Source organism: Streptomyces pseudovenezuelae (assembly GCF_001513955.1).
GTDB classification, from domain to species: Bacteria; Actinomycetota; Actinomycetes; order Streptomycetales; family Streptomycetaceae; genus Streptomyces; species Streptomyces pseudovenezuelae.
Window position 1 is genome coordinate 790,331 of the sequence record NZ_KQ948147.1, and the last position, 26,566, is coordinate 816,896.

Consider the following 26,566-nt stretch of genomic DNA (forward strand, 5'->3'; position numbering starts at 1 on the left):
CTTCGACTTGCTGGCCTGACCGCGTCTGGTGCGGTGTGCGGTAAGCGCCGCCTGGATCCATTCTGCGCTTATTTTTCCTTTATGTGTAGAGGTGGGAGGGCCTGGGCGCGGAGGTGGCGCCACCGGAGCGGCCCGGCGCTCGGGTCCGGAGGAGGATCACCGCACCGTTTCTGCATCGAATGCGATTCAGGGTTCGTGATCCGGCGCCACCCTTGCCGCAGGCGTTGTTTGGGAGCGGGGGCATCAACTCGCATCGGTTCTGCGTCGTATAGTCGCCCCATGACTGACATACCGGACGAGGAGGGGGCGCGGACCCGGCCGGGATCGCCCGACGCCGCGACGCGCCTCACCACCGGAGCCCTGGCCCGTCGTCTCGGGGTCTCGCCCACCACGCTGCGCTCCTGGGACCGCCGCTACGGCATCGGCCCCGCCGTCCGCACCGACGGCAGGCACCGTCGCTGGACCCCGCGTGACATCGCCGTGCTGGAGTCGATGTGCCGGCTCACCTCGACGGGGGTGCCGCCCGCCGAAGCGGCCCGCGCGGCCAAGGAGTCGGCGGCGTCCGGGCCCGGTGGCGCAGTGCCGCCGGACCCCGCGACCTCCGTCCGGTCCCGGGCGGCCGGCACGCTCCCCCTGGGCGATGTGCGCCAGGAGTGCCGTGGCCTGGCCCGCGCCGCCGTCCGCCTTGACGCGCCCGCCGTGGAGGAGCAGTTGGCCGCGGCGATCGAGACCCACGGTCTGGCCGTCGCCTGGCAGGAGGTGATGGTGCCCACGCTGCACGCCGTCGGCCGCAAGTGGGCCTCGTCCGGGGACCGTTACGTCGAGGTCGAGCACCTGCTGTCCTGGCACATGTCCACCGCCCTGCGCCGCCGCTCCCGCCCCCCGGCCCGGCAGGGCGACACGCTCGGCGCCGGTCCGGTCGTGCTGGCCGGCGTCCCCGGCGAGCAGCACACCCTGGCGCTGGAGGCGCTCAACGCCGGCCTGGGTGAACTGCGCCTGCCCACGCGGATGTTCGGGGCCGCCGTCCCCGTGGAGGCGCTGACCGCCGCGGTGGACCGGCTCGGTCCGGTGGCCGTCGTCCTGTGGGCGCAGGCCCGCTCCACGGCGAGCCTGCCACTGGCCCGGCACATCGCCGGAGCCCAGTGGGGCGTGAAGGGCGCCCGCAGAAGGCCCGTGGTGATGCTCGGCGGGCCCGGCTGGGTCGGCCGCTCCGGCCAGGGCATGCTGCGGCCGACGAGCTTCCAGGACGCCCTGGACAGCCTGGCCGCTCTGTACGCGGCCGGGCCGCTCACGGCGCCCGCCTGACCTCAGTCGCGGCCCCGCGCCTGCTTGAAACGGGCGAGCCCCTCGGACAGCTCCACGATCGGATCCGGATAGTCCAGCGCGGCCCGGTCCAGCCCCCGCAGCTTCCACGGCTCGTGCACCGCGGGCCCCTCCAGAGCGGCCAGTTCGGGCACCCAGCGGCGGACGTACGAGCCGTCGGGGTCGTACCGCTTGGCCTGGGTGACCGGGTTGAGGACCCGGTTGGGGCGGGTGTCGGTGCCCGTGCCTGCCATCCACTGCCAGTTGAGCTGGTTGTTGGCGAGATCCCCGTCGACGAGCAGGTCGAGGAAGTACCGGGCGCCGATCCGCCAGTCCACGTACAGCGTCTTGGTCAGGAAGCTCGCGGTCAGCAGGCGGCCGCGGTTGTGCATCCAGCCCTCGTGACGCAGCTGGCGCATCGCCGCGTCGACGATCGGGTAGCCGGTGCGGCCCTCCTTCCACGCCTCGATGTCCTGGCCGGCGGTCCGCTCGGAGCGCCAACGGTCGTGCTGGGTGCGGTAGTCGGCGGCGGCCGCGGCGGGGCGGGCGGCGAGCACCTGGCGGTGGAAGTCGCGCCAGGCGAGCTGCCGTACGAAGGCTTCGGCGCCCGGACCGCCCGCCCGGCGGGCCCGGTGGACGAGTTCGACGGGGGAGAGGGTCCCGAAGTGGAGATGCGGGGAGAACCGTGAGGTCGCGTCGCCGGCCAGGTCGTCGTGGCGGTCCTCGTACCCGGCCAGGCCGGTCCGAAGCCAGGCGGTGAGCCGCTTGCGGCCCTCCGTCTCGCCGCCCGCGGCGAGTCCTTCCGAGAGTCCGGGCACGTCGTCGCGGGAGGGCAGCGGTTCGGAGTCGACGCCGTCCGGGACCGTTACCGTGCGCGGGGCCGCGAGCGGGTCCCGCAGCCGCTCCTGGGACCAGCGGCGGAAGTAGGGCGTGAAGACGGCGAAGTGGTCCGAGCCGGCCGGGACCACCCCGCCGGGGGCGACGGCCGTGGTCACCGTGTCGTGCACGTGCAGCCGTACGCCCTCCGCCTCCAGGACCCCGCGCAGCCGCTCCTCCCGGCGGTGGGCGTGGGCACTGACGTCGGACGTCATGTGCACCTCGTCGGCGTCCGCCTCGGCGGCGACCTTGCGCACCTGGTCGACGAGGTCGCCGGAGCGCAGGACCAGCCGGCCGCCCCGCTCGCGCAGACCGGCGTCGAGGTCGCGCAGACAGTCGGCGAGGAACGCCAGCCGGTTGGGTGCGGCGAACCCTGCGGCGTCCACGGCCCGGTCCCGCACGAACAGCGGCACGACCTGCTCGGTGCCGTCGAGGGCCGCGGCGAGCGGCGGGTGGTCGTGCAGGCGCAGGTCACAGGTGAACAGGACGACCGAGATGCTCATGGTGCGTACTCCGGGGTGCGGTGAGGAGCCGGGAGGTCAGTGGACGGGGGCGTGCTCGGGATCACGGGATGTCGAACTCCCCGCGGCCCGGGCGATGTTGCGGGCCATGCCGCCGAAGACGATCGCGTGGAAGGGCGACACGCTCCACCAGTAGGCCTGGCCGAGCAGACCGTGCGGATGGAACAGGGCGCGCTGCCGGTAGCGGGTGCGGCCGCCGCTGTCGGTCGCCACCGACATCTCCAGCCAGGCCAGGCCCGGCAGCCGCATCTCCGCCCGCAACCGCAGCAGCCTGCCCGGCTCGATCGCCTCCACCCGCCAGAAGTCCAGCGAGTCGCCGACCCGCAGCCGTGCCGCGTCCCGGCGCCCCCGGCGCAGCCCGACACCGCCGACCAACCGGTCCAGCCACCCTCGTACCACCCACGCGAGCGGGAAGGAGTACCAGCCGTTCTCCCCGCCGATGCCCTCGACGACCCGCCACAGCGCCTCGGGCGAGGCGTCCACGAGGAGCTCCCGGTGGTCGCTGTAGAGACTTCCGCCGGCCCAGTCGGGATCGGTGGGCAGCGGATCGCTGGGGGCGCCCGCCACCGAGGCCGACGACCACCGGGTGGTGACCCGCGCGTCCCGCACCCGCTGCAGAGCCAGTCGTACGGCGTCGTCGAAGCCGATCGGATCGGTTGGCGGGCCGGGGAGACGGCGGACGATGTCGTTCTCGTGGCAGACCACCTCGTGCCGCAGCGACTCGGTGAGCGGCCGGGCGATCGAGGCGGGCACCGGCGTCACCAGGCCCACCCAGTGGCTGGAGAGGCCGGGCGTGAGCACCGGAACCGGCAGGATGACCCGGCGCGGCAGCCCGGCGACCGCCGCGTACCTGAGCATCATCTGCCGGTACGTCAGCACCTCCGGGCCGCCGATGTCGAAGGCCCGGTTGACGTCGGCCGGCATCCGGGCGCTGCCGACCAGGGCCCGGAGCACATCGCGGACCGCCACGGGCTGGACGCGGGTGTGCACCCAGCTCGGCGTGACCATCACGGGAAGGCGTTCGGTCAGGTAGCGCAGCATCTCGAAGGAGGCCGAACCCGAGCCGATGACGACCGCCGCCCGCAGGACCGTGGTCGGGACCCCGGAGTCGAGCAGGATGCCGGCCACCTCCGCGCGGGAACGCAGGTGCGGCGAGAGCTCGGCCTCGGGCACGCCCGCCGGGATGAGTCCGCTGAGGTGCACGATCCGCCGCACACCCGCCTTCCGGGCCTGCTCGGCGAAGATCCGCGCGGCCCTGCGGTCGGTCTCCTCGAAGCCCTTGCCGGAACTCATCGAGTGCACCAGGTAGTACGCCACGTCCACCCCGTCCAGGGCCCGGGCGACGGACGCGGCGTCGGTCACGTCACCCGCCACCACCTCGGCACGTCCGGCCCAGGGATGGTCGCGCAGCCGGTCGGGGGAGCGGGCCAGGCACCGGACGCGGTGCCCCGCGTCGAGCAGTTCGGGAACCAGGCGCCCGCCGATGTATCCCGTCGCACCGGTCACCAGACACCGAGGTCCCGCACGCGTGCCGTCGTGGTCCATCACGTCGTCGCCCTTCCTGTGGTCCCCTGCTGATCACTTCGACCGCCGGGTCCGGTTCGGATGCGGCCCGGGCCCGCGGGAGCGCGGCGCTTCTATACGCTGATCACGTGGCCACAGCGAACCAGCGGGACCAGGACGAGCGACCGGAGTCCGGCACGGGCGGGGCGCCGACCGACCTGTACGCCTTCGCGGTACGGCTGCGCCGGATGAACGGCGAGATCAACCGCCTCGTCCAGGGCTTCGCCGGTGACCACGGTCTGCACGCCACCGACATCCAGGCGCTCGCCGCGATCATGGACGCGGAGGAGCCGATGACGCCCAGCGGGCTGCGCCGCCACCTCGGTCTCACCTCCGGCGCGGTGACCGCCTGCGTGGACCGGCTGGAGCGGGCGGGCCACATCCGCCGGGTGCGGGAGAGCGCGGACCGCAGGGTCGTCCATCTCCACTACGAACCGGACGCCCGGGCCGCCGCGCGCTCGTACTTCCGCCCGCTCGCCGGGGCGACCGAGGCGGCCCGGTCCCGCTTCGGCGAGCAGGAGCTGGCCGTGGTCGTGCGCTTCCTGGAGGCGCTGAACGAGGAACTCGCCGCGGTGCGGCCGAGCGGCGGCTGATCCAGCCCGCACACATCGCCGACCCCCGAACATCGCCGGCCCCCGCACATCGCCGACGACCCGCGGAAGACGGCACTGATCGAGGCGGCCCAGCGCCGGCAGACGGCCGTCGGCCGCCCGGACAGCGCTGTCGTCGACGGGCCAACCGGCGCCCGCGTGATCGGCCCTGATCCGCACGAGACTCCAGGCGTCACCGCCGTAGGCGGGTGCATCCGCAGACCGGCCGTCGGAGGAAGCACAGGCGTCGTCTACGATCACCGGCACGATGTAACTCGATCATTGAGATTGTTTTTCATTGAGTTACCTGTCCCCGAACCCTGGAGACCGATGTCCCCCGCCCGACGCACCCGTGTGCTCGTCCCGCTTGTCCTGCTGGCCCTCTGGCTGGTCGCCGGAGGCGCCCTCGGCCCCTTCGCGGGCCGTCTCGGCGAGGTCGCCACCAACGACCAGGCGGCGTTCCTGCCGCGCAGCGCCGAGTCGACCGCGGTCATCGCCGAGGAGAAGAGGTTCCGGCAGAACGAGACCCTCCCCGTGATCGTCGTCTGGACCGGCGGCGCGGCGGCCGACCGCAAGCCGGACGCCGACCGGGTGCTCAGCTCCCTCGCCGACGTGCCGGGAGTCGCCGGCGAGGTGTCCCCCGCGATCCCCTCCGAGGACCGAAAGGCCCTGGAAGGCGTGGTCCCCCTCCGCCCCGACCTCGGTGACAGCCTGCCCGGCACCCTCGACGCGATACGGTCCGCCGCCGAGCGCGTCCCCGGCACGACCGTCCGGCTCGCCGGACCGGCCGCCACCCAGGCCGACCTGTCCGACGCCTTCGCCGGGATCGACGGACTGCTCCTCGCCGTGGCGCTGGCCGTCGTCCTGGTCATCCTGCTGCTCGTGTACCGCAGCGTGCTCCTGCCACTGGTGATCATCCTGGGCTCGGTGTTCGCCCTGGGCGTCGCCTGCGCCGTCGTGTACGCCCTCGCCGACCACGACGTCGTCCGCGTCGACGGGCAGGTCCAGGGCATCCTGTCCATCCTCGTGATCGGCGCCGCCACCGACTACGCCCTGCTGCTCACGGCCCGCTACCGCGAGGAACTCGCCCGCGGCGCCGACCGGTTCAGGGCCGCGCGGGCAGCGCTGCGGCAGTCCTGGGCGGCGATCGTCGCCAGCGCGGCCACGGTGGCGCTCGGACTGCTCGCCCTGCTGCTGAGCGACCTCACCAACAACCGCGCCCTCGGCCCGGTCGGCGCCATCGGCATCGTCTGCGCCGTCCTGACCTCCCTGACCTTCCTGCCCGCCGCCCTCGCCCTGCTGGGCCGCGCCGCCTACTGGCCCGCCCGCCCCCGCACCGCGGACGATCAGCGCGAGGGCGTCTGGCACCGGGTCGCCGCACTCGTCGACCGGGCCCCGCGCAAGGTCTGGGCGCTCACCCTCGTCGTCCTGCTGGCCGGTGCCGCCTTCGCGCCCTCCCTCGCCTCCAAGGGCGTTCCCCTCGACGAGACCTTCGTCGACGACGCCCCCTCGGTGACCGCCCAGCAGACCCTGAGCCGGCACTTCCCGGCAGGTTCGGGCAACCCCGCTGTGGTCGTCGCGGACGCCGGCCGGCTGACCGAGGTGGTCCGCGCGGCCCGGCAGACCGAAGGGGTCGCCTCGGCCACGCCGGTGAGCGCCTCCGGCCGCCCCGGCGCCGATCCGCTGGTCGTGGACGGCCGGGCCCGAGTCGACGTCACCCTCACCGCGGCTCCCGACAGCGACACCGCCAAGCGGACCGTCGCCCGGCTGCGCACCGCCCTGCACGGGGTGCCGGACGCCGACGCCCTCGTCGGCGGCTACACCGCCCAGCAGTACGACACCCTGCGCACCGCGGAGCACGACCGCACGCTCATCGTCCCCGTGGTCCTCGCGATCATCCTGTTCATCCTGGTCGTCCTGCTGCGCTCGCTGCTGCTGCCCGTGCTGCTGGTGGCCACGGTGGCCCTCAACTACCTGACCACGCTGGGTGTCTCGGCCCTGGTCTTCCGCCATGTGTTCGGCTTCACCGGCACCGACCCCTCCGTGCCGCTGTACGGGTTCGTCTTCCTCGTCGCCCTCGGCGTCGACTACAATATCTTCCTGATGTCCCGGGTCCGCGAGGAGTCGCTGCGGCACGGAGTGCGGCAGGGGATGACCCGGGGGCTGGTCACCACCGGCGGGGTCATCACCTCCGCCGGCGTCGTGCTGGCCGCCACCTTCGCCGCCCTCGGGGTGATCCCGCTGGCCTTCCTCGCCCAGATCGCCTTCATCGTCGCCTTCGGTGTCCTGCTCGACACGCTGGTCGTGCGGTCCCTGCTCGTCCCCGCGCTCGTGCGGGACATCGGGGCCCGCGTCTGGTGGCCGACCTCCGTCGGCGAAACCACGAAGACGTGACATGTACTCCCGGATCCCGGGCAAGCGGACAGGTACGAGACGGTTCGTCAGCGATGTTGGAGGTGTCCGCCGCTATGAGCGCGAAGGTGTTGGAGCGGTTTCCAGCGGGAGCTCCGCGCGGGTCGTGGCCGGCCGAGGAGTACGCGGCGCAGAGGCGGGCGCAGGGTGAGCCGGCGACCGTCGTGATGGACATCCAGTCCGACGCGTTCCTCGTGGTGGTCCCCGGGCGGGACGAGGACTGAACAGGCGGCTCAGCCGGGCGGGGTGAGCGTCCCGCCCAGCCGGCCGGCCCGGCGCACGAACGCCTCGTGCAGGTCCCGGGCGGCCCTCGGCACGGACTCGGCCCTGCGGCGCTGGAGCATCAGCAACACCCGGGTCGAGTCGCCCTCGATCGGCCGGTGGGTGATCGTGCCCTGCCGTTCCAGCGGATCCCCGACCACGCTGAAATCCGGCAGCACGGTCACCCCCAGCCCCTCGGCCACCATCAGCTTGCCCATCTCGGCCCCGTCGGTGGAGTAGGCGAAGGCCGCGTCACGGCCGTCCAGCAGCCGGTGGACGAAACGATGCATGACATAGCCGGTCCGCATCGCGATCAACGGCTGGGCCAGCAGTTCGTCCACGGACACACACCTGCGCGCGGCCAGCGGACTGTCCGGGCGCAGACACACCACCGGCCGCCCGTGCAGCAGCCGCGTGCACTCGTATCCGGCGGGTGTGTCGTCGCCGTCGAGGTGGTTGACCAGCCCCAGGTCGAAACCGCCCTCCGCCAGGGCCCGTTGGATCTCCGTCTGCTGCGCGCCGACCACCTCCACCTGGGTGACCGGATGAGCGGCCCGGAAGTCCTCGACCGCCGGGATGAGCAGCGGCACGGTCGCCGCGTTCACCGTGCCGACGCGGACCATACGGCTGACGCGGTGCTGCTCGCCCGCCGCCGCCCGCAGCCGGTCCACCGCCTCCAGCACCCCGGCGATGTGCGGCAGCAGCTCCCGGCCCTCCGCGCTCATCGTCGCCCCGGACCGCTTGCGCTCCAGCAGGTCGACCCCGAGCTCCCGCTCCAGATTGCGCACGGTCTCGCTCAACGCGGGCTGCGACAGACGCAGTTCCTCCGCCGCCCGGCGCAGTGAACCGAGCCGGGTGACCGCCGCTATGTATTCCAGCTGTTCTGTTCGCACGCCCAGCAGAATGCGGGCCCATTCCCGGCCCGTTCAAGGGTTTCCCTGTCACACGTTCGTGAAATTCAATGGTCCGCGATACGAGACCGGTCGGGTTTTCCTTGACGCCTCTCGCCGCCGGCTGTCACGATCGACGACATGAAGATGCGACTGGACCTCACGCGGCGACGCCATGTCGACCTCGCGCGCGTCTCCAGCGCCTCCTGTTGCGCAGCGGCCTGATCAACCTTCCTCGATCCGCCGCGTTTTCCTCTCCCTCCGAGAGTTTCCACGCCTGAATTCCGTGCGCCCGCGCACCTATTGAATTCGGCGTGCCCGAAAACATTCCGCAACAGGAGTCACGCATGCCTGCCGCGCCCGTGCAATTCGCCTACTGGGTCCCCAACGTCAGCGGGGGACTCGTCACCAGCAAGATCGAGCAGCGCACCGACTGGGGCTACGACTACAACCGCGAACTCGCCGTCCTCGCCGAGAACAACGGCTTCGACTACGCCCTCAGCCAGGTCCGCTACATGGCCAGCTACGGCGCCGAGTACCAGCACGAGTCGACCAGCTTCAGCCTCGCCCTGCTGCTCGCCACCCAGCGTCTGAAGGTCATCGCCGCCGTCCACCCCGGCCTGTGGCACCCGGGCGTCCTCGCCAAGCTCGGCGCCACCGCCGACCACCTCTCCAAGGGCCGCTTCGCCGTGAACGTCGTATCGGGCTGGTTCAAGGGCGAGTTCACCGCCCTCGGCGAGCCCTGGCTGGAGCACGACGAGCGCTACCGCCGCTCCGAGGAGTTCATCACCGCGCTCAGGAAGATCTGGACCGAGGACCACGCCGAACTCGCCGGTGACTTCTACCGGCTGCGAGACTTCTCCCTCAAGCCCAAGCCCCTCAACACCGAGGAGCGGCCGCACCCGGAGATCTTCCAGGGCGGCAACTCCACCGCCGCCCGCGCCATGGCCGGGCGGGTCTCCGACTGGTACTTCTCCAACGGCAAGGACTTCGACGGGGTCACCGAGCAGCTCACCGACGTCCGCAAGGCCGCCGCCGAAGTCGGCCGTACGGCACCGAAGTTCGGCCTCAACGGCTTCCTGATCGCCCGCGACACCGAGGCCGAGGCCCGCGAGACGCTCCGGGAGATCGTCGCCCGGGCCGACCACGAGGCCGTCGAGGGGTTCGGGGCGGCCGTCAAACAGGCGGGCCAGTCCACCGGCGACAAGAAGGGCATGTGGCAGGACTCCTCCTTCGAGGACCTCGTCCAGTACAACGACGGCTTCCGCACCGGCCTCATCGGCACACCGGAGCAGATCGCCGAACGGATCGTCGCCTACAAGCAGCTCGGCGTGGACCTCCTGCTGCTCGGCTTCCTGCACTACCACGAGGAGGTCGAGTACTTCGGCAAACGGGTGCTGCCGCTGGTCCGCGAGCTGGAGGCCCAGCTGCCCGAGTCCGTCCCCGCCCAGGTCTGAGGAGGCCACCGACATGAGCACCGTCACGCACACCGACTGGAGCACCCGCCCCGCCCCCGCCACCGCGCGGGAGTGGATCGCCCGCGCCGCCGAGGTCGCCGCCGTCCTCGCCACCGACGCCGCCGCCCGGGACCGCGCCGGCGCCACCCCGTACGCCGAGGTGCGGCTCCTCAAGGACGCCGGCCTCGTCACCCTCCTCGGCCCCACCGAGCACGGCGGGGGAGGTCAGGACTGGACCACCGCCTACCGGGTGATCCGCGAGGTCGCCAAGGCCGACGGCTCGATCGGCCAGCTCCTCGGCTACCACTACCTGTGGTTCTGGGCGGCCCGCCTGGTCGGCACCCGCGAACAGTGGGAGCAGGTGGAGGCCGAGGCCTCCCGTAACCGCTGGTTCTTCGGCGGCGCGGTCAACCCCCGCGACCAGGACGTCATCGTCACCGAGGACGGCGACGACCTCGTCTACACCGGCCGCAAGACCTTCTCCACCGGCAGCAAGGTCTCCGACGTCACCGTCCTCGAAGGCGTCCTGGAAGGCACCGACCAGCACATCTTCGCCATCGTGCCCTCCGACTCCGAGGGGCTGACCTTCCACGACGACTGGCACAACATCGGCCAGCGCCTCACCGAGAGCGGCGGCGTCACCCTCGACGGCGTGCGCACCCCGTGGGCGGGCGCCGCCGGGTACGTCGACAAGGTGTTCCAGCCGCGCGTCTACAACACCCTCAACGTCCCCACCATCCAGCTGGTCTTCGTCAACTTCTACCTCGGCATCGCGGGCGGCGCGCTGGAGACGGCGGCCACCTACACCCGGGAGAAGTCCCGCTCCTGGCTGCACGGCGGTTACGAGCGCGCCGTCGACGAGCCTTACGTCATCGACACCTACGGCGACCTCACCGCCAAGCTCTGGGCGGCCGAGGCGCTCGCCGACGCCGTCGCCGCCGAGGGACAGCAGCTGCACGACGACCCCGACGCGGTCACCGAGAAGACCCGCGGCGACTTCGAGGTCCGGGTCGCCGCCGTCAAGGCCCGCGCCACCGACGTGGCCCTGGAAGTCTCCGGCCGGATCTTCGAGGTGACCGGTGCCCGCTCCACGGCCGCCTCGGAGGGCCTGGACCGGTTCTGGCGCAACGTCCGCACCCACACCCTGCACGACCCCGTCGCCTACAAGCGCCGCGAGGTCGGCCGCTGGGTCCTCGAAGGCGAACTGCCCGAACCCACCTGGTACTCCTGACCGCTTCCCCGGGGCGCCCCCTCCTGAACAGGGGGCGCCCCCTCCTCCCGAAAGAGGACCCCATGGCCACCGTCCTGTCCGTCTCCGGCAGCCCCTCCGCCTCCTCACGCACCAACCGGCTGCTGCGCCACCTCGACCGGCGCCTGGCCGCCCAGGGCCACGAGGTGATCCCGCTCGACGTGCGCACCATCCCCGCCCAGGCCCTGCTCGGCGCCGACTTCAGGCACCCGGCGATCGTCGAGGCCACCGAGTTGTTCGCGCGCGCCGACGGGGTCGTCGTCGGCACCCCCGTCTACAAGGCGTCGTACTCCGGAGTCCTCAAGGCGCTCCTGGACCTGCTCCCGCAGTACGCCCTCGCAGGCAAGACCGTGCTGCCGCTGGCCACCGGCGGCTCCACGGCCCATGTCCTGGCCATCGACTACGCGCTCCGCCCGGTGCTCAGCTCCATGGGTGCGGCGCACATCGTGCAGGGCTGGTTCACCCTCGACAAGGACATCAGCGTGCACGAGGACGGCTCGCTGAGCGTCGCGCCCGCCGCGACCGAGGCGCTGGCCCAGGTCGTCGACCAGTTCTCGACCGCGCTGGGGCGGCGACCGGTGCTGGCGGCGGCGGGCTGACGGACATGACCGCCCATGTGATCGCCGACGACGCGGAGGCCCTCGCGGTCGCCGCGTCGCTCGCCGGGGAGTTCCGCGCGGGCGCCAGTGCCAGGGACACCGAGCGCAGGCTGCCGCGCGCGGAGCTGGACCGCCTCTCCGCGTCCGGGCTGCTCGCCGTCACCGTCCCCGCCGAACACGGGGGAGCGGACGTGAGCACCGCCACCCTCGCCGAGGTCTTCCGGCTGCTCGCCGCCGCCGACGCGAGCCTCGCCCAGATCCCGCAGAGCCACTTCGTGTACGCCAACGTGATTCACCGTCAGGGCACCGAGGAGCAGCGGAAGTTCTTCTTCGCCGAGATCCTCGCCGGCCGCCGCTTCGGCAACGCGCAGTCGGAGGCGGGCACCAGGCACGTCCTGGACATCCGCACCCGCCTGCACCCGCGGCCGGACGGCTCGTACCGCCTCGACGGTGTCAAGCACTACTGCACCGGCGCCCTGTTCGCCGACTGGATCCCGGTGCTGGCCCGCGCGGAGGACGACGAGCTGCACGTCGCCTACGTTCCCGGGGACGCCCCCGGCGTCACCGTGATCGACGACTGGGACGGCCTCGGCCAGCGGACGACGGCCAGCGGCACCGTCCGCCTGGAAGGCGTCGAGGTCCCGGCCGACCGGGTCCTGCCCCACCACCTCACCTTCCAGGGCCCCCAACTCCACGGAGCTGTGGCCCAGTTGCTGCACGCCGCCATCGACGCCGGGATCGCCGGGGGCGCGCTCGCGGAGGCGGCGGAGTTCGTCCGGACGAAGAGCCGTCCGTGGTTCGAGAGCGGAGTCGACTCGGCGGCAGAGGACCCCCTGCTGATCCAGCGTTTCGGTGAACTCGCCCTCCAGGTGCGGGCGTCCGAGGCGCTGCTGCGGGAAGCGGCCCGAGCCGTCGACGCCGCCCGCGCCGACCTCGCCGACGACTCGGCGGCCGAGGCGTCCATCGCCGTCGCCGCGGCCAAGGTGCAGGCCGCCCAGGCCGCGGTGGACGTGGCGAGCGCCCTGTTCGAGGTCTCCGGTACCCGGTCGGCACTCAACGCCCTCAATCTGCACCGGCATTGGCGCGACGCCCGCACGCACACCCTGCACGACCCGACCCGCTGGAAGATCCAGCACATCGGCCGGTACGTGCTCAACGGCACCCGGCCGCCCCGCCACGGCCTCCTCTAAGTGACACCCGAACGGAGACCCCACGTGTCCCTCACCTTCCACTGGTTCCTGCCCACCAACGGCGACAGCCGCCATGTCGTGGGCGGCGGTCACGGCACGCCCGCCACCGTCTCCGGACGGGACCGGCCCCCGACGGTCGCCTACCTGAGCCAGATCGCCCGCGCGGCCGAGGACCTGGGCTTCGTCGGGGCGCTCACCCCCACCGGCGCCTGGTGCGAGGACGCGTGGCTGACCACCGCGATGGTGAGCCAGCACACCGAACGGCTGAAGTTCCTGGTCGCCTTCCGGCCCGGTTTCGTCTCGCCGACCCTCGCCGCGCAGATGGCGTCCACCTTCCAGCGGCAGTCCGGGGGACGGCTCCTGCTGAACGTGGTCACCGGCGGGGAGAGCCACGAGCAGCGGGCCTACGGGGACTTCCTCGACAAGGACGCCCGCTACCGCCGTACCGGCGAATTCCTGGACATCGTAAGGGGGTTGTGGGAGGGCAAGACCGTCGACCTGCACGGCGAGCACCTCCAGGTCGAGGACGCGAAACTGGCGCGGGTGCCCGACCCGGTGCCCGAGGTCTACTTCGGCGGCTCCTCGCCCATCGCGGGTGAGGTCGCCGCCAAGTACGTCGACGTCTACCTCACCTGGGGCGAGCCGCCCGCGCAGGTCGCCGAGAAGATCGCCTGGATCCGCGGACTGGCGGCGAAGCAGGGCCGCACCCTGCGCTTCGGGATACGGCTGCACGTGATCACCCGGGACACCTCCGAGCAGGCCTGGGCCGAGGCCGACCGGCTCCTGGCGGGCTTCGACCCCGAGACGGTCAGGTCGGTGCAGGCCGGACTCGCCCGCAGCGAGTCGGAGGGCCAGCAGCGGATGCTCGCCCTGCACGGTGGCGGGGCCCGCGACGGCCTGGAGATCCACCCCAACCTGTGGGCCGGCATCGGCCTGGTGCGCGGCGGCGCCGGCACCGCGCTGGTCGGCAGCCACGACGAGGTGGCCGAGCGGATCAAGGAGTACCACGCCCTCGGCATCGACGAGTTCGTGCTCTCCGGTTACCCGCACCTGGAGGAGGCGTACTGGTTCGGCGAGGGCGTCCTGCCGCGTCTCGCCGCCCAGGGCCTGTGGCGGCACCCTGCCGGCGAGCGGGCCGAGTCCTCGCCGCAGGTGCCGTTCGCGAGCTAGCGCGTCACCACGTACGCTCACGGGCTCGACCCGCGCAACCGTCGAGAGGAACAGCCCGTGAGCGACTGGCCGTTGACCAGGACCTTCCGCAGCAGCTCCGGTGAGGTCCGCTGGGACAGCCTCGGGGATCCGGGCCGGGACCCGGTCGTCCTCCTCCACGGCACGCCCTTCTCCTCCTACGTCTGGCGTGCCGTCGCCCGCGCCCTCGCCCGCCGCCACCACGTGTTCGTGTGGGACATGCCCGGCTACGGAGCCTCGGAGATGTTCAGCGGCCAGGATGTCTCCCTGGCGGCCCAGGGCAGGGTCTTCACCGAGCTCCTGGCTCACTGGGAGCTGGAAGAACCCCGGGTCGTGGCCCACGACTTCGGCGGTGCCGTGTCCCTGCGGGCCCATCTGCTGCACGGCGCCCGCTACCGTTCGCTCACCCTGGTCGACCCGGTCGCGCTGGCCCCGTGGGGATCGCCGTTCTTCGAACTCGTCGGCCGGCACTCCGAGGTCTTCGGCCAACTGCCGCCCGCCCTGCACCGGGCCCTCGTCCGCGAGTACGTCGGCTCCGCCAGCAGCCCGGGCCTGCACCCCGCCGTCCTCGACCGCCTCGTCGCGCCCTGGCTCGGCGACCCGGGACAGGCGGCCTTCTACCGCCAGATCGCCCAGGCCGACCAGCGCCACACCGACGAGGTGCAGGACAGGTACGGCGCGATCACCATCCCGGTTTTGGTGTGCTGGGGTGAGGACGACACCTGGATCCCGCTCGACAAGGGGCACGAACTCGTCGCGCTCATCCCGGGCGCACGCCTCGAAACCGTCCCCGGCGCCGGGCACCTCGTCCAGGAGGACGCTCCGGCGCATCTCACGGCCGCCCTCGTCGACTTCCTGGGCTAGATCTCCGCCAGCGCGTCCAGATGCGCGCGGCGCACCTCCGTCGTCTGTCCCTGCACGAGCAGGAACATCCCCTCACGGAACAGCCGTTGGGCCGTACCGCCGAGATCCATGGCCCGGCCGCCGCCGGCCACCACGGCCGCGGTCGTGGCGGCCCGCATCAGGTCGTACGACCGCGTCTTGAGCGCCAGTCTCTCGGCGACGCGCTCGTACGGGACGGGGTGTTCGGCGAGGGCGTACACCTGCCCGCGCACCTCGTCGAGAGGGCCGCGAAGAGCCCCCGCGACCTCGGACTCCCCGGCGTCCTCAAGGACTTGGAGCGCCGCGTACGCCACCCCGAAGACGGCGGGGGAGGCGTTGGTGTTGCGGGGCCGGTCCAGCAGCGCGAACTTCTCCTGCGGGGTGCGCAGCACCAGCGCGTCCTCGGGCAGCCACAGGCCGTCCAGGGCCAGGGAGACCGTCCGGGCCGCGGTGAGCGCGGCGAGCCGCATCGGCTCCGACGCACGCAGTCCCGGCTGCTCGCGGGCCTCCGTGAACGCGAAGACCACCTCGTCCGTCTCGCTCACCCCGGCCAGCAGCATCACGTCGTTCAGGCCCCAGCCCGTGTACCAGGGCACCCTGCCGTCGAACCGCCAGCCGCCCCGCTCGGCCGTGACCCGCACTGGCACCCGGGGAAACGCGCGGACGTGCGCGAACGCGATGCCGGACAGCAGCTCGCCCCTCGCGAGCGGCCCGAGCAGTCGTTCCCGCACCGACTGGTCGGCCTGCGCGAGCATCCGTACCGGTGAGTGGTGCTGCGTCTGCACGAACCAGGTGGAGCAGCACGCCCCGGCGAGGATCTCCTGGACCTCCCGCGCCACCGCGTCGGGGGCGCCCGCCCCGCCGTACTCCGGCGGCGCGCTCACCCCGAGCAGACCCGAGCGCCGGATCGCGTCGAGGTGAGCCGCGGGCACGCCCTCCTGGTCGACCCGCGCCGCATGCGGGGCGAGGAGGCCGTCGGCGAGGGCCCGGGCGGTGGCGAGGAGCGGATGCGGTGCGGTGGTCATGACGAAGATTCTCCCGACTCCGTCGCGCGCGGTGTCGATCCGGGGGTGTGCCGTTCGTGTAGGAGGTGAGACAGACTCACAGGAGGAGATGGACATGCAGTACTACCTGCTCAACGTCATGCAGCCCGGCTGGGACGAACTGCCCGCCCCCGAGGTGCTGGCCGAGATCGGCAAGCGGCTCGACGCCTTCCACCAGGAGCTGCGCGAGGCCGGGGCCTGGGTCTTCGCCGGGGGACTGCACAGCCCCGACGCCTCGACCGTGCTGCGGCCCCGGGACGGCGACGTGCTCATCACCGACGGCCCGTACGCCGAGGGCAAGGAACAGCTCGGCGGCATCTGCATCGTGAAGGCGCCCGACCTGGACGCGGCCCTGGAGTGGGGGCGCAAGGCGGCCCTGGCCACCACCCTGCCCATCGAGGTGCGGCCCTTCCAGCACGAGTCCGAGGACTGATGACCCTGGACATCGAGGGCGTCTTCCGCGAGGAGTACGGCCGTGCGGTCGCCGTCCTCGTGCGCTTCCTCGGCGACATCGACCTCGCCGAGGAAGCGGTCCAGGACGCCTTCACCACGGCCGTGCGGCGCTGGCCCGAGACCGGTCCGCCGCCCAGCCCGGCCGGCTGGATCATCACCACCGCCCGCAACCGCGCGATCGACCGGCTGCGCCGCGAGTCCACCAGAGGAGCCCGGCACGCCGAGGCCGCCCTGCTGCACGCCCCCGACGCACCGCCCGAGGAGGGCCCCGTGCGCGACGAACGGCTCCGCCTCGTCTTCACCTGCTGCCACCCCGCGCTCGCCCCCCAGGCCCGGGTCGCCCTCACCCTCCGGCTGCTCGGCGGCCTCAGCACCGCGCAGATCGCCCGCGCCTTCCTGGTCCCCGAGCCGACGATGGCCCAGCGCCTCGTCCGCGCCAAGGCCAAGATCCGCGACGCCCGCATCCCCTACCGCGTCCCCCGCGACGCCGACCTCCCCGACCGTCTCAAGGCGGTGCTCGCCGTCGTCTACCTCATCTTCAACGAGGGCTACGGCGGCACCCCCGATCTGTGCGCCGAAGCCGTACGCCTGGGCCGGCTGCTGACCGAACTGATGCCGGACGAGCCCGAGGCCACCGGGCTCCTCGCCCTGATGCTGCTCATCGAGTCCCGCCGGGCAGCCCGCACCGACGACCGCGGCACACTCGTCCCGCTGCCCGAACAGGACCCGTCCCGGTGGGACCACGCGCTCATCGCCGAGGGGCAGTCACTCGTACGGCGGTGTCTGCGCCGCAACCAGCCGGGGCCCTACCAGATCCAGGCAGCCATCCAGGCCGTCCACAGTGACGCCCCCACCGACTGGGGGCAGATCCGCCGGCTGTACGACCAGCTCATGGCCGTGGCGCCGAGCCCCGTCGTGGCCCTGAACCGCGCGGTGGCCGTCGCCGAGACCGAGGGATCCGCGCCGGCCCTCGCCCTGGTGGACGCGCTGGACCTCGACGGCTACCACGTCCTGCACGCGGTCCGCGCCGACCTGCTGCGCCGCCTCGGACGCGACACGGAAGCCGCGGACGCCTACGCGAAGGCCGCGGAACTCACCGAGAATCCGGCCGAGCGCAGCTATCTCGACCACCGTCGCCGGTCGCTGTGACCCGGTCGCGGAAAGTACCGGCCGCAGCCCGGAATGCGCCCGGCCGTGAAAAGGTTGCAATATACATCTGACCGTTCGAGACCCAGGCCGCAAGGCCCGCGCACCCCCAGCGAGGCACCCGTGAACCACCCCGCCCCCGAGCAGCCCGCCGACGTCGTCGCCCGACTGCGCGCCACCTTCCGCAGCGGCCGCACCAAGCCCGTCGAATGGCGTACCACCCAGCTGCGCCGCCTGCGCGACCTGCTCACGGAGAACGGCACGCAGCTGGCCGCCGCCCTCCACGCCGACCTGGGCAAGAGCTCCACCGAGGCCTTCCGCACCGAGATCGACTTCACCGTCCGCGAGATCGACCACACCCTGGACCACCTCGCTGACTGGCTGCGTCCCGAGTCCGCCCCGGTCCCGGCCCACCTCGGCGCCGACGCGAGCGCCTGGACGCAGTACGACCCGCTCGGTGTCGTCCTCGTCATCGCCCCCTGGAACTACCCGGCCCAGCTGCTGCTCGCGCCGGTGGTCGGCGCCCTCGCCGCGGGCAACGCGGTGGTCGCCAAGCCCAGCGAGCTGGCCCCGGCCACCTCCGCCGCCGTGGCCCGGCTGCTCCCCGCCTACCTGGACACCGACGCGGTCGCGGTCGTCGAGGGCGGCATCCCCGAGACCACCGCCCTGCTCGCCGAGCGCTTCGACCACATCTTCTACACCGGCAACGGCACGGTCGGCCGCGTCGTCCTGCGCGCCGCCGCCGAGCACCTGACCCCGGTCACCCTCGAACTGGGCGGCAAGTCCCCGGCGTTCGTCGACCGCGACGCCGACCTCACCGTCGTCGCCGACCGCCTGGCCCGCGGCAAGTTCCTCAACGCCGGGCAGACCTGCGTCGCCCCCGACTACGTCCTGACCGACCCGGAGACGGCGGCCGCCCTGGAGCCGCTCCTGAAGAACGCCGTGGAGACGCTGTACGGCAGCGACCCCGCCGACTCCGGTGAGTACGGCCGCATCATCAACGAACGGCACTTCGACCGGCTCACCGGCCTGCTCGACTCCGGCCGCACGGTCGTGGGCGGCACGAGCGACCGTACGACCAAGTACATCGCGCCCACCGTCCTCGCCGACGTCGACCCCGAGGCGCCGGTCATGCGGGAGGAGATCTTCGGCCCCGTCCTGCCCATCGTCACCGTGCCCGGCCTGGACGCCGCCATCGACTTCATCAACGACCGGGACAAGCCCCTCGCCCTGTACGTCTTCACCGACTCCGACACGACACGGCGCCGCATCGCCGAGGAGACCTCCTCCGGCGGCCTCGGCTACGGCCTGCCCCTCGCCCACCTCACCGTCTCCGACCTGCCGTTCGGCGGGGTCGGGGAGAGCGGCATGGGCAACTACCACGGCCGCTACTCCATCGAGACCTTCAGCCACCGCAAGGCGATCCTGGAGAAGCCGCTCGGCTAGTCACCGTCACCGGACGCGATGGGCGGCTGGGCCCGGGAGACCCCCGGGACCCGCTGGGCCATCTGCGCGCGTTCCGCGTCGACGGACCGACACGGCCACCGGCTGCTTCTAGGCTCGGTGGCGAGGACCCGAGAACCGACGACGCACCGTCCGCACGGAGGGAGGGGGAAGCGCCGATGCACGACTGGGCGATGCCGACGACCCGGGCAGCCTCGGTCGAGGCCCGCTCGGGGGACGGCTTCCTCGCCACCCCCTTCTCCGAGCGCTGCGCGGCCCTCGTCGACGCCGGACACCACGTGTTCCTCGGGATCAGCCCCGGCAACGGCTACTTCTCCGAGAACCGGCTCGTCGCGCTGCTGCGCTGGGCCGCCGCCCGCTTCGCCCGGGTCGAGATCGCCCACCCCGACGCCGACACCGTCGCCTGCACCTACCTCGGCCGCGGCTACGAACCCCGGCACGCCCGGGTCCGCGCGCGCCGCGACGTGCGCCAGACGGCCAACCGGATCTCCCGCGCCGTGACCGCCACGCGGATCGACCCGCCCCGGCTGCGGGTCGCGCAGTTCTCCGACTTCTACGACACCCTGGCCTACCGTGCCGCCCTCGAACGCGTCACCCGCGCGCACCGGGAGCAGCCCGCGTTCCACGCCACCCACGCCCGCATGGTCACCGGCGTCCTGCGCACCACGATGCCCGCCGACTGGGCCCCGACCGCCGACCAACTGGCCGCGGGCGGAGAGTACTTGGACCGCGAACTCCCCTTCCTCCTCGACACCCCGGCGGTCCTCGGCGTACCGGCGTCGGTCTTCGCCTACCGCGCCACCCCGGCCCTCGCCGATTTCCTCTACGGCCCGAACGCCAGGCTTCCGGCCGTCGGCACACAGGGATTCGTCACCGTGGAAGCCCTCCCGGCGACGTGACCGCCCACCCGCCCGGGCTCCTCCGGACCCAGTCCGGCAAGCTCGGTGCCCGAAAGAACATCCGCACCCCCGCAGGGAGTTGACGTCATGACCGACAAGCTCACCGTGAGCGTCCTGGGCACCGGCATCATGGGTGCCGCGATGGCCCGCAACCTCGCCCGCGCCGGACACACCGTCCGCGCCTGGAACCGCAGCGCGGGCAAGGCACGGCCGCTGGCCGCGGACGGCGTCGAGATCGCCGACAGCCCCGCCGAGGCCGTGCGCGGCGCCCATGTCGTCCTGACCATGCTGTACGACGGCCCCGCGGCCCTGGACGTCATGCGCCAGGCCGCCGGGGGACTGCGCCCGGGCATCTCCTGGGTGCAGTCGACCACTGCGGGCGTCGAGGCGATCGCCGACCTGGCCGCCTTCGCCCGCGAGCAGGGGCTGGTCTTCTTCGACGCGCCCGTCCTGGGCACCCGGCAGCCCGCCGAGGCCGGTCAGCTGCTGGTCCTCGCGGCCGGACCGGTCGAGGGGCGCGACACGGTGACCCCGGTCCTCGACGCGGTCGGTGCCCGCACGGTGTGGACCGGTGAGGACGGCGCCGAGGGCAGCGCGACCAGGCTGAAGCTGGTCGCCAACAGCTGGGTGCTCGCGGTGACCAACGCGGCCGGCGAGACCCTCGCCCTCGCGAAAGCCCTCGGCGTGGACCCGTCGGGCTTCTTCGACGCCATCGACGGTGGCCCCCTCGACATGGGCTATCTGCGGGCCAAGTCGGGACTGATCCTCGACGGCACACTGTCACCGGCCCAGTTCGCGGTCTCCACCGCCGCCAAGGACGCCCGGCTGATCGTGGAGGCCGGTGAGCGGGGCGGAGTCCGGCTCGACGTGGCCGCCGCGAGCGCCGAGCGGTTCGAGCGCGCCGCCGCCCAGGGCCACGGCGACGAGGACATGGCCGCCGCCTACTTCGCGAGCTTCGACGAGAAGTCCTGACCCCGGGACCGGAACACACGGCGCGGGAACGGACACCCGGAGACCGGAACGTCCGACCGCGAGACCGGAACATCGCCCGACACCGAGGAGGAGCCCCCATGTCCAAGCCCCCGCTGCCGCCCGAGGCCGTCGACCTGCTGAGCCGCCCCAACCCCTGCGTGATGGCGACCCTGCGCTCCGACGGAACGCCGGTGTCGACCCCCACCTGGTACCTCTGGGAGAACGGCCGTGTCCTGATCAACCTGGACGAGGGCCGGATCCGGCTGAAGCACCTGCGCCGCGACCCCCGGGTCACCCTCACCGTCCTGGACGGCGACAGCTGGTACACGCACGTCACCCTCATCGGCCGGGTGATCGAGACGTACGCGGACGAGGACCTCGCCGACATCGACCGTCTCTCCACCCACTACGGCGGCCGTCCCTACCCGAACCGGGTCCGGGGCCGCGTCAGCGCCTGGATCGAGGTCGAGCGCTGGCACGGCTGGGGCGAGATGAAGGACAACGACCAGGCCTCCGGCTGACGGCGACCCGCAGGAAAGGGCGAGGGCGCCGACCGGGGCCCTCGCCCTTCCACGTCAGGCGTCGCTGCTCAGGGGATGGCTGAAGCCCTGGTCGGAGATGAGGCGGGCGCCCGCGGCGAGCTCCGTGGCGAAGCGCTCGACGGCCTCGTAGGGGAAGCGGTGGCTGGGGCCGCTCAGGGAGAGGGAGGCGACGACCTTGCCGGTGCGGCCCGTGACCGGGACCGCCACGGCGGTGAGCCCCTCGTCGAACTCACTGCTGCTGACGGCGTAGCCGCGCTCGGCCGCCTCCGCGACCCAGGCCCGCAGCCGTTCGACCTGTGCCTCGCCCTGCGGTGAGGCGGCCGCGACCCGGCGCAGGAACGCCTCGGAGGCACCCCGCAGCAGGATCTTCGAGGAGGCGCCGGCCCACAGCGGCTGCTCGTCGCCGACGTCGACGACATGGCGCAGCGGATGCGGACTCTCCTCGTGGGCGACGCAGATGCGGTGGACGCCCCGGGCGACGAACAGGTTGACGGTCTCGCCGAGCCGGTCCGCGAGATCACGCATGACCTTCCGGGTCTCCTGCGGCACCTCCCACTGGCCGCGCGCGAGATAGGCCCAGCGCCACAGCGCGGGCCCGGCGGTGAAGCCGTACGGGTGCGAGCTCAGCAGGCCGGTCTCCTCCAGGGTCTGTACCAGCCGCAATGCGGTCGTCTTGGCGAGCCCGGTCGCGCCGGTGATCTCCCGCAGGGTGATCACCGGCCGGTCCTCGGTGAGCAGGGTGAGGATGTCGAAGGCCCGCCGCACACTGCGCACCCCGCCCGCGTGCTGGTCGGCGTCGCCTGCCACCGGCGTCCGTCCCTCGCTCACCCGCTGCCTCCCCGTGTCGTCCCCACGGCCCCTGGCCGCTGTCGCCTCCGACCGTAGTCCGCTCTGCGGACCGAGGAAACCGTGACACAGGAGAAGTCCGGGAGATCCGCACAGTGGAATCGCGGGATCGTGGTCCTGCCGTCCTGCCGTCCTGCCGTCCTGCCGCCGCCCTTGTTCAGACCTTGTTCAGGGAACCGAGGCCGCCTAGGCTGACCGCACAGTGGATCGATCGGACCATCTAGCGGTCACTGGGAGTCCCAGTGACCGACCGCGGGAGCGAGCATGCGTGACACCTCGGAAGACCCCACCCGCGAGTCCTCGCGAGAGACCACCCGCGCGTCCTCCGGAGCGAGCATGCGCAAGTCCATCGCCACCGTCTGCCTCAGCGGCACCCTCACCGAGAAGCTGACCGCCGCCTCGCGCGCCGGCTTCGACGGTGTCGAGATCTTCGAGAACGACCTCCTCGCCAGCCCCCTCGCCCCCGAGGAGATCGCCGCCCGCACGGCCGACCTGGGCCTGCGCATCGACCTCTACCAGCCGATGCGGGACATCGAGGCCGTTCCGGAGGAGCTCTTCGCCCGTAACCTGCGGCGCGCCCGGCACAAGTTCGAGCTGATGCGCCGGCTCGGCGCCGACACCGTCCTCGTCTGTTCCAGCGTCTGCGAGCAGGCCGTGGACGACGACGGCCTCGCGGCGGAGCAGCTGGCCCGACTCGCGGACCTGGCCCAGGAGTCCGGCGTCCGGGTCGCCTACGAGGCGCTCGCGTGGGGAAGGCACGTCAGCACGTACGACCATGCCTGGCGGATCGTCGAGGCCGCGGACCACCCGGCGCTCGGCACCTGCCTCGACAGCTTCCACATCCTCTCCCGGGGCTCCGATCCCAAGGACATCGAGGACATCCCCGGCGACAAGATCTTCTTCCTCCAGCTCGCCGACGCCCCGCTGATGGCCATGGACGTCCTGCAGTGGAGCCGCCACTACCGCTGCTTCCCGGGCCAGGGCGGATTCGACGTCGCCGGACTCCTGCGCCACGTCCTGAACGCCGGATACGACGGCCCCCTGTCCCTGGAGGTCTTCAACGACGTCTTCCGCCAGGCGGACGCGGGCCGCACGGCGCTGGACGGGCTGCGCTCCCTGCTCGCCCTGGAGGAGAACGCCGGAGTGTCCCCGCTCCCGGCTCCGGTGATCCCCTCGGGCGTGGCCTTCGCCGAACTCGCCACCAGCGACCCCGAACCCGTCGGTGAACTCCTCACGGCTCTCGGCTTCACCCGCACCGCCCGCCATCACGGCAAGCCGGTCGACCTCTGGGAACAGGGCGACGCCAGGGTCCTGGTCAACGCGGGCACCACGGGCCGCCGTACCGACACCACCCTGGCCGCCGTGGGTCTGGAGACGGCGGATCCGGCCGCCTCCGCCCGACGCGCGGAGGCCCTGCTCGCGCCAGCCCTGCCCAAGCGCCGCGCCGCCCAGGACGTCCCGCTGGAATCGGTCGCGGCCCCGGACGGCACCGAGGTCCTGTTCTGCGCGACCGGCCGCCCCGGACTCCCCAGCTGGACCGACGACTTCGCGTACACGGCCGAGAGCGCGCACACCCGCGCCCTCACCATCGACCACCTCGCACTGACCCAGCCCTGGCAGCACTTCGACGAATCGGTGCTCTTCCACCGCACGGTGCTGGGCCTCAGCCCGCACGACACCGTCGAACTCGCCGACCCCTACGGCCTGTTCCGCAGCCGTGCGCTGTCCGCCTCCTCCGACGGGCCGCGGCTGGTCCTCAACCTCGCGCCCACCGCGGAGGAGGGCGGTGAGACACGGGCCCGGCACGTGGCGTTCGCCGTCGACGACATCGTCGCCGCCGTCCGCCGCTTCCGGGCGGCCGGGGCAAGGCTGTTGCGCGTCCCGGCGAACTACTACGACGACCTGGAGGCCCGTTTCGCTTTCGAGGAGGGGGAGTTGGAGACCTGTCGCGAGCTCGGCATCCTGTACGACCGCGACGAGCGGGGCGGCGAGTTCCGGCACTGCTACACGGAGACGGTCGGCCATGTCTTCTTCGAGTTCGTGCAGCGATCGGGCGGCTACGCCGGGTTCGGCGCGGCCAACGCACCCATCCGGCTGGCAGCGCAGCGCAGGTAGGAGTTCGGGAAGCGTCGCCGGGGACGGGCCGGCGGTGTGTCATCATCCGCCGATGACCTCCGAAACGATCACCGCGGACGCGGCAGGCACCTGGACACTCGGCGATCTCACCGTCAACCGCATCGGCTTCGGCGCGATGCGGCTGACCGGCAGCGCCGCCTTCCACCTCGGCACCCCGAGCGACCGGGATCGGTCGATCGCCGTGCTGCGCAGGGCGATGGAGCTCGGCGTCAACCACATCGACACGGCGGCCTTCTACTTCTCCTCGCTGCGCTCCGCCAACGAGCTCATCAACAGCGCGCTGTCCCCGTACGCCGACGACCTCGTCATCGTCACCAAGGTCGGGCCGTACCGTAACTACGCGGGGGAGTGGGCCACTTCGGCCCGCCCGGACGATCTGCGCGGTCATGTGGAGGAGAACCTGCGGCAGTTGGGCCGCGATCACCTCGACGTGGTGAACCTGCGGCGGATGCGCCAGGACTCGATCGCCGAGCACTTCGGGGCCCTGGCCGAACTGCGCGAGGCGGGCCTGATCCGGCACCTGGGCGTGTCGGACGTCGAGCCCCGCCATCTCGCCGAGGCGCAGGCGATCGCGCCGGTGGTGTGCGTGCAGAACCGGTTCGGGCTGGACTCCCGCAACCCCGGCACCGACGAGGTCCTGCGGATCTGCGGCGAACAGGGCATCGCGTTCGTGCCGTTCTTCGCCATCGCGGGCGAGGGCGGCTCCCACGGTGCCACCGACGGCCACGACGAGGAGGTCCTGGCCGTCGCGCGGGCGCACGGCGCGACCGCCGCCCAGGTCCGGCTCGCCTGGACCCTAGCCCAGGGGCCGCACGTCCTCGCCATCCCCGGCACCGGCAACCCCGACCATCTCGCCGAGAACGTCGCGGCGGGCGCCCTCCGGCTCACCGACGAGGAACGGGAGACGCTCGACTCGCTGCGCCAGCAGGCCGGTTGAGAGGTCAGACGACCCACACGCCGTCCGCCATGACGTGCCGCCCACGCATCTCGTGCACGCCGTTGAGGGCCTGAACGGCGTGCGGGCGCACCTGGAAGAAGGCGTAGGCGGCGCTGTCCTCGCGCGGATCCCAGCCCGTCTTGGCCCGGAAAGCGTCGATCGCCACGGCCGGCACCTCCGTCCCGCCGTACGTCCGCACCTCCCCGTCGATGAGTACGACGTCCTGGGTGTCCCCGAGGGCCAGCCGGGTCCGGCCGCCGTCCCGCAGGTTGCGGCCCGTGGGATTGGTGATCCGCGTGGACAGCCAGACGGACTCACCGTCCCAGACGAACCACAGCGCGACCAGACACGGCAGCCCGTCGGCGTCCGCCGAGGCCACCCAGATGTCCCTCTCCCGCTCCAGACGGGCCAGTACGTCCCGCTTGCGCTGTTCGGCGGTGCGGCTCTCGGTGATCGTCATGCCCGGGACGCTACCGCCCCCCTCTCCCCGCCGCCTCGGTCCGGGGTCCTACGACCACGGACCGAGGCGACCACTCCTGGGTCCGTTCCGCGCCACGGGGCGGCCTGAAGCGCCTGCGCGGTTTCATCCCGGCCGCGTCGCGGTCACCGCTCCTCGGGCGGCATCGGCCCGGGCGGGGAGCTCGCGCGCTGAGGCGGGGGCCCCGCAAAGGGCGGCGCCCCGACGGCGACGTCCGCGGTCGCACGCACGGCGGATCATGCCGACCGACCCCGTGGGCCTGACGTGCCCCTCGGCAGGGTCTTTGGCCGCGTCGTCGTCACCGCCCCTCCGGGTGGCAGCCGCCCCGTTCGTGGGACCGGCGCGGGCGGGGCGCTCGCGCGGTGAGGCGGGGCCTTCACCACGCGCTCCCGGTGCGGACCGGCCCCGCACGCCCCCACAGGGGCAACGCCCCGACGACGATCACGGCGGATCATGCCGCCCCGTGGGCCTGACGCGCCCTCTCGACGCGGTCCTTGGTCGCGTCGTGGTCGCCCTCCCCGGCCAGGTCCCGCCGTCCCCGGCCGTCCGCGCACCGCGATCCACGGCGCGGCCCCCGCCACCTCGCGGTCCCGGCGCGGGCCGGTCCGGCACGTCCCCCGGGCGGACGTCCGGATAGGCGGGCCGCACGGAGGGCAACGCCCCGACGACG

The 26,566-nt window shown here is 72.8% G+C and carries 25 protein-coding genes; 19 read left to right on the plus strand and 6 right to left on the minus strand.

Annotated elements, in window-relative coordinates:
* Positions 1-279 precede the first annotated feature (279 nt).
* The gene (locus AQI94_RS19820) at positions 280-1,305 is read left to right on the plus strand and encodes a MerR family transcriptional regulator (RefSeq protein WP_031039243.1); all 1,026 of its coding nucleotides are present in this window, start codon (positions 280-282) and stop codon (positions 1,303-1,305) included.
* A 2-nt stretch (positions 1,306-1,307) separates the two neighbouring features.
* On the opposite strand, the gene AQI94_RS19825 is transcribed toward AQI94_RS19820, so the two are convergent.
* Positions 1,308-2,681, minus strand: coding sequence for a cryptochrome/photolyase family protein (locus AQI94_RS19825; protein WP_031039238.1), 1,374 nt, complete (start codon positions 2,679-2,681; stop codon positions 1,308-1,310).
* Between the two features lie 36 nt (positions 2,682-2,717).
* Positions 2,718-4,244: an SDR family oxidoreductase gene (locus AQI94_RS19830; protein ID WP_031039234.1), complete on the minus strand. Its 1,527-nt coding sequence runs from the start codon at positions 4,242-4,244 to the stop codon at positions 2,718-2,720.
* A 107-nt stretch (positions 4,245-4,351) separates the two neighbouring features.
* Between AQI94_RS19830 and AQI94_RS19835 the strand changes: the two genes are divergently transcribed.
* The 3 genes from AQI94_RS19835 to AQI94_RS19845 all read left to right on the plus strand — a co-directional run bounded on the left by AQI94_RS19835 (position 4,352) and on the right by AQI94_RS19845 (position 7,488).
* Positions 4,352-4,855 carry a MarR family winged helix-turn-helix transcriptional regulator gene (locus AQI94_RS19835; RefSeq protein WP_031039231.1) on the plus strand — a complete coding sequence of 168 codons (504 nt, stop codon included), beginning with the start codon at positions 4,352-4,354 and terminating at the stop codon, positions 4,853-4,855.
* 327 nt (positions 4,856-5,182) lie between these two features.
* On the plus strand, positions 5,183-7,246 hold the full coding sequence (locus AQI94_RS19840) for an MMPL family transporter (protein ID WP_031039229.1): 2,064 nt from the start codon (positions 5,183-5,185) through the stop codon (positions 7,244-7,246).
* 53 nt (positions 7,247-7,299) lie between these two features.
* Positions 7,300-7,488 carry a hypothetical protein gene (locus tag AQI94_RS19845; protein WP_030325729.1) on the plus strand — a complete coding sequence of 63 codons (189 nt, stop codon included), beginning with the start codon at positions 7,300-7,302 and terminating at the stop codon, positions 7,486-7,488.
* A 9-nt stretch (positions 7,489-7,497) separates the two neighbouring features.
* Here AQI94_RS19845 and AQI94_RS19850 read toward each other — a convergent pair whose 3' ends face one another.
* Positions 7,498-8,418 carry a LysR family transcriptional regulator gene (locus tag AQI94_RS19850; protein WP_031039225.1) on the minus strand — a complete coding sequence of 307 codons (921 nt, stop codon included), beginning with the start codon at positions 8,416-8,418 and terminating at the stop codon, positions 7,498-7,500.
* Positions 8,419-8,562: 144 nt separating this feature from the next.
* Here AQI94_RS19850 and AQI94_RS46570 point away from each other — a divergent pair, with 144 nt between their 5' ends.
* The 7 genes from AQI94_RS46570 (at position 8,563) to AQI94_RS19880 (ending at position 14,962) form a co-directional block, all read left to right on the plus strand.
* Positions 8,563-8,640, plus strand: coding sequence for a putative leader peptide (locus AQI94_RS46570; RefSeq protein WP_350786652.1), 78 nt, complete (start codon positions 8,563-8,565; stop codon positions 8,638-8,640).
* 122 nt (positions 8,641-8,762) lie between these two features.
* Positions 8,763-9,872, plus strand: a complete 1,110-nt coding sequence (gene sfnG, locus AQI94_RS19855; RefSeq protein ID WP_031039222.1) for a dimethylsulfone monooxygenase SfnG — start codon at positions 8,763-8,765, stop codon at positions 9,870-9,872.
* Between the two features lie 13 nt (positions 9,873-9,885).
* Positions 9,886-11,103 (plus strand): acyl-CoA dehydrogenase family protein, encoded by a 1,218-nt coding sequence (locus AQI94_RS19860; protein WP_031039219.1) that lies wholly within the window; start codon positions 9,886-9,888, stop codon positions 11,101-11,103.
* 62 nt (positions 11,104-11,165) lie between these two features.
* Positions 11,166-11,720: an NADPH-dependent FMN reductase gene (ssuE, locus tag AQI94_RS19865; RefSeq protein WP_031039216.1), complete on the plus strand. Its 555-nt coding sequence runs from the start codon at positions 11,166-11,168 to the stop codon at positions 11,718-11,720.
* A 5-nt stretch (positions 11,721-11,725) separates the two neighbouring features.
* Entirely contained in the window at positions 11,726-12,910 is a 1,185-nt protein-coding gene (locus AQI94_RS19870; RefSeq protein WP_031039212.1) for an SfnB family sulfur acquisition oxidoreductase, read from the plus strand.
* 24 nt (positions 12,911-12,934) lie between these two features.
* Complete coding sequence (locus tag AQI94_RS19875) at positions 12,935-14,080, plus strand: LLM class flavin-dependent oxidoreductase (protein ID WP_031039210.1); 1,146 nt, start codon at positions 12,935-12,937, stop codon at positions 14,078-14,080.
* Between the two features lie 57 nt (positions 14,081-14,137).
* A complete protein-coding gene (locus AQI94_RS19880) occupies positions 14,138-14,962 on the plus strand; it encodes an alpha/beta fold hydrolase (RefSeq protein ID WP_031039207.1) in 825 nt (274 codons plus the stop codon).
* Here the strand turns inward: AQI94_RS19880 and AQI94_RS19885 are convergent.
* Positions 14,959-16,005, minus strand: coding sequence for an acyl-CoA dehydrogenase family protein (locus AQI94_RS19885; protein ID WP_031039204.1), 1,047 nt, complete (start codon positions 16,003-16,005; stop codon positions 14,959-14,961). The genes AQI94_RS19880 and AQI94_RS19885 overlap by 4 nt on opposite strands.
* 94 nt (positions 16,006-16,099) lie before the next feature.
* Here AQI94_RS19885 and AQI94_RS19890 point away from each other — a divergent pair, with 94 nt between their 5' ends.
* From AQI94_RS19890 to AQI94_RS19915, 6 genes are all read left to right on the plus strand, one after another.
* A complete protein-coding gene (locus AQI94_RS19890) occupies positions 16,100-16,456 on the plus strand; it encodes a YciI family protein (RefSeq protein WP_031039202.1) in 357 nt (118 codons plus the stop codon).
* Positions 16,456-17,625, plus strand: a complete 1,170-nt coding sequence (locus AQI94_RS19895; RefSeq protein ID WP_031039199.1) for an RNA polymerase sigma factor — start codon at positions 16,456-16,458, stop codon at positions 17,623-17,625. Before AQI94_RS19890 ends, AQI94_RS19895 begins: the two co-directional genes overlap by 1 nt.
* 120 nt (positions 17,626-17,745) lie before the next feature.
* A complete protein-coding gene (locus AQI94_RS19900; RefSeq protein WP_031039197.1) occupies positions 17,746-19,068 on the plus strand; it encodes an aldehyde dehydrogenase family protein in 1,323 nt (440 codons plus the stop codon).
* A 176-nt stretch (positions 19,069-19,244) separates the two neighbouring features.
* A complete protein-coding gene (locus AQI94_RS19905; protein WP_031039194.1) occupies positions 19,245-19,985 on the plus strand; it encodes a tRNA-dependent cyclodipeptide synthase in 741 nt (246 codons plus the stop codon).
* An 87-nt stretch (positions 19,986-20,072) separates the two neighbouring features.
* The gene (locus AQI94_RS19910) at positions 20,073-20,957 is read left to right on the plus strand and encodes an NAD(P)-dependent oxidoreductase (RefSeq protein ID WP_031039191.1); all 885 of its coding nucleotides are present in this window, start codon (positions 20,073-20,075) and stop codon (positions 20,955-20,957) included.
* Positions 20,958-21,055: 98 nt separating this feature from the next.
* On the plus strand, positions 21,056-21,478 hold the full coding sequence (locus AQI94_RS19915; RefSeq protein ID WP_031039187.1) for a PPOX class F420-dependent oxidoreductase: 423 nt from the start codon (positions 21,056-21,058) through the stop codon (positions 21,476-21,478).
* Positions 21,479-21,532: 54 nt separating this feature from the next.
* On the opposite strand, the gene AQI94_RS19920 is transcribed toward AQI94_RS19915, so the two are convergent.
* A complete protein-coding gene (locus AQI94_RS19920) occupies positions 21,533-22,327 on the minus strand; it encodes an IclR family transcriptional regulator (protein ID WP_031039184.1) in 795 nt (264 codons plus the stop codon).
* A gap of 354 nt (positions 22,328-22,681) precedes the next feature.
* On the opposite strand from AQI94_RS19920, the gene AQI94_RS19925 reads away from it, so the two are divergent.
* Positions 22,682-24,460: a bifunctional sugar phosphate isomerase/epimerase/4-hydroxyphenylpyruvate dioxygenase family protein gene (locus tag AQI94_RS19925; protein WP_031039182.1), complete on the plus strand. Its 1,779-nt coding sequence runs from the start codon at positions 22,682-22,684 to the stop codon at positions 24,458-24,460.
* Positions 24,461-24,512: 52 nt separating this feature from the next.
* A complete protein-coding gene (locus AQI94_RS19930; RefSeq protein ID WP_031039180.1) occupies positions 24,513-25,418 on the plus strand; it encodes an oxidoreductase in 906 nt (301 codons plus the stop codon).
* Between the two features lie 4 nt (positions 25,419-25,422).
* Here the strand turns inward: AQI94_RS19930 and AQI94_RS19935 are convergent, their stop codons facing one another.
* Positions 25,423-25,878, minus strand: a complete 456-nt coding sequence (locus AQI94_RS19935; protein WP_031039177.1) for a pyridoxamine 5'-phosphate oxidase family protein — start codon at positions 25,876-25,878, stop codon at positions 25,423-25,425.
* Positions 25,879-26,566: the final 688 nt, after the last annotated feature.

Bases quoted from the DNA above. Each gene is read 5' to 3' on its own strand.
- AQI94_RS19905 (WP_031039194.1), top strand. From the start codon at position 19,245: ATGCACGACTGGGCGATGCCGACGACCCGGGCAGCCTCGGTCGAGGCC.
- AQI94_RS46570 (WP_350786652.1), top strand. From the start codon at position 8,563: ATGCGACTGGACCTCACGCGGCGACGCCATGTCGACCTCGCGCGCGTC.
- AQI94_RS19925 (WP_031039182.1), top strand. From the start codon at position 22,682: ATGCGCAAGTCCATCGCCACCGTCTGCCTCAGCGGCACCCTCACCGAG.
- AQI94_RS19830 (WP_031039234.1), bottom strand. From the start codon at position 4,244: ATGGACCACGACGGCACGCGTGCGGGACCTCGGTGTCTGGTGACCGGT.
- AQI94_RS19930 (WP_031039180.1), top strand. From the start codon at position 24,513: ATGACCTCCGAAACGATCACCGCGGACGCGGCAGGCACCTGGACACTC.
- AQI94_RS19935 (WP_031039177.1), bottom strand. From the start codon at position 25,878: ATGACGATCACCGAGAGCCGCACCGCCGAACAGCGCAAGCGGGACGTA.
- AQI94_RS19915 (WP_031039187.1), top strand. From the start codon at position 21,056: ATGTCCAAGCCCCCGCTGCCGCCCGAGGCCGTCGACCTGCTGAGCCGC.
- sfnG (WP_031039222.1), top strand. From the start codon at position 8,763: ATGCCTGCCGCGCCCGTGCAATTCGCCTACTGGGTCCCCAACGTCAGC.
- AQI94_RS19820 (WP_031039243.1), top strand. From the start codon at position 280: ATGACTGACATACCGGACGAGGAGGGGGCGCGGACCCGGCCGGGATCG.
- AQI94_RS19885 (WP_031039204.1), bottom strand. From the start codon at position 16,005: ATGACCACCGCACCGCATCCGCTCCTCGCCACCGCCCGGGCCCTCGCC.
- AQI94_RS19910 (WP_031039191.1), top strand. From the start codon at position 20,073: ATGACCGACAAGCTCACCGTGAGCGTCCTGGGCACCGGCATCATGGGT.
- AQI94_RS19870 (WP_031039212.1), top strand. From the start codon at position 11,726: ATGACCGCCCATGTGATCGCCGACGACGCGGAGGCCCTCGCGGTCGCC.
- ssuE (WP_031039216.1), top strand. From the start codon at position 11,166: ATGGCCACCGTCCTGTCCGTCTCCGGCAGCCCCTCCGCCTCCTCACGC.
- AQI94_RS19860 (WP_031039219.1), top strand. From the start codon at position 9,886: ATGAGCACCGTCACGCACACCGACTGGAGCACCCGCCCCGCCCCCGCC.
- AQI94_RS19895 (WP_031039199.1), top strand. From the start codon at position 16,456: ATGACCCTGGACATCGAGGGCGTCTTCCGCGAGGAGTACGGCCGTGCG.
- AQI94_RS19845 (WP_030325729.1), top strand. From the start codon at position 7,300: ATGTTGGAGGTGTCCGCCGCTATGAGCGCGAAGGTGTTGGAGCGGTTT.
- AQI94_RS19890 (WP_031039202.1), top strand. From the start codon at position 16,100: ATGCAGTACTACCTGCTCAACGTCATGCAGCCCGGCTGGGACGAACTG.
- AQI94_RS19825 (WP_031039238.1), bottom strand. From the start codon at position 2,681: ATGAGCATCTCGGTCGTCCTGTTCACCTGTGACCTGCGCCTGCACGAC.
- AQI94_RS19840 (WP_031039229.1), top strand. From the start codon at position 5,183: ATGTCCCCCGCCCGACGCACCCGTGTGCTCGTCCCGCTTGTCCTGCTG.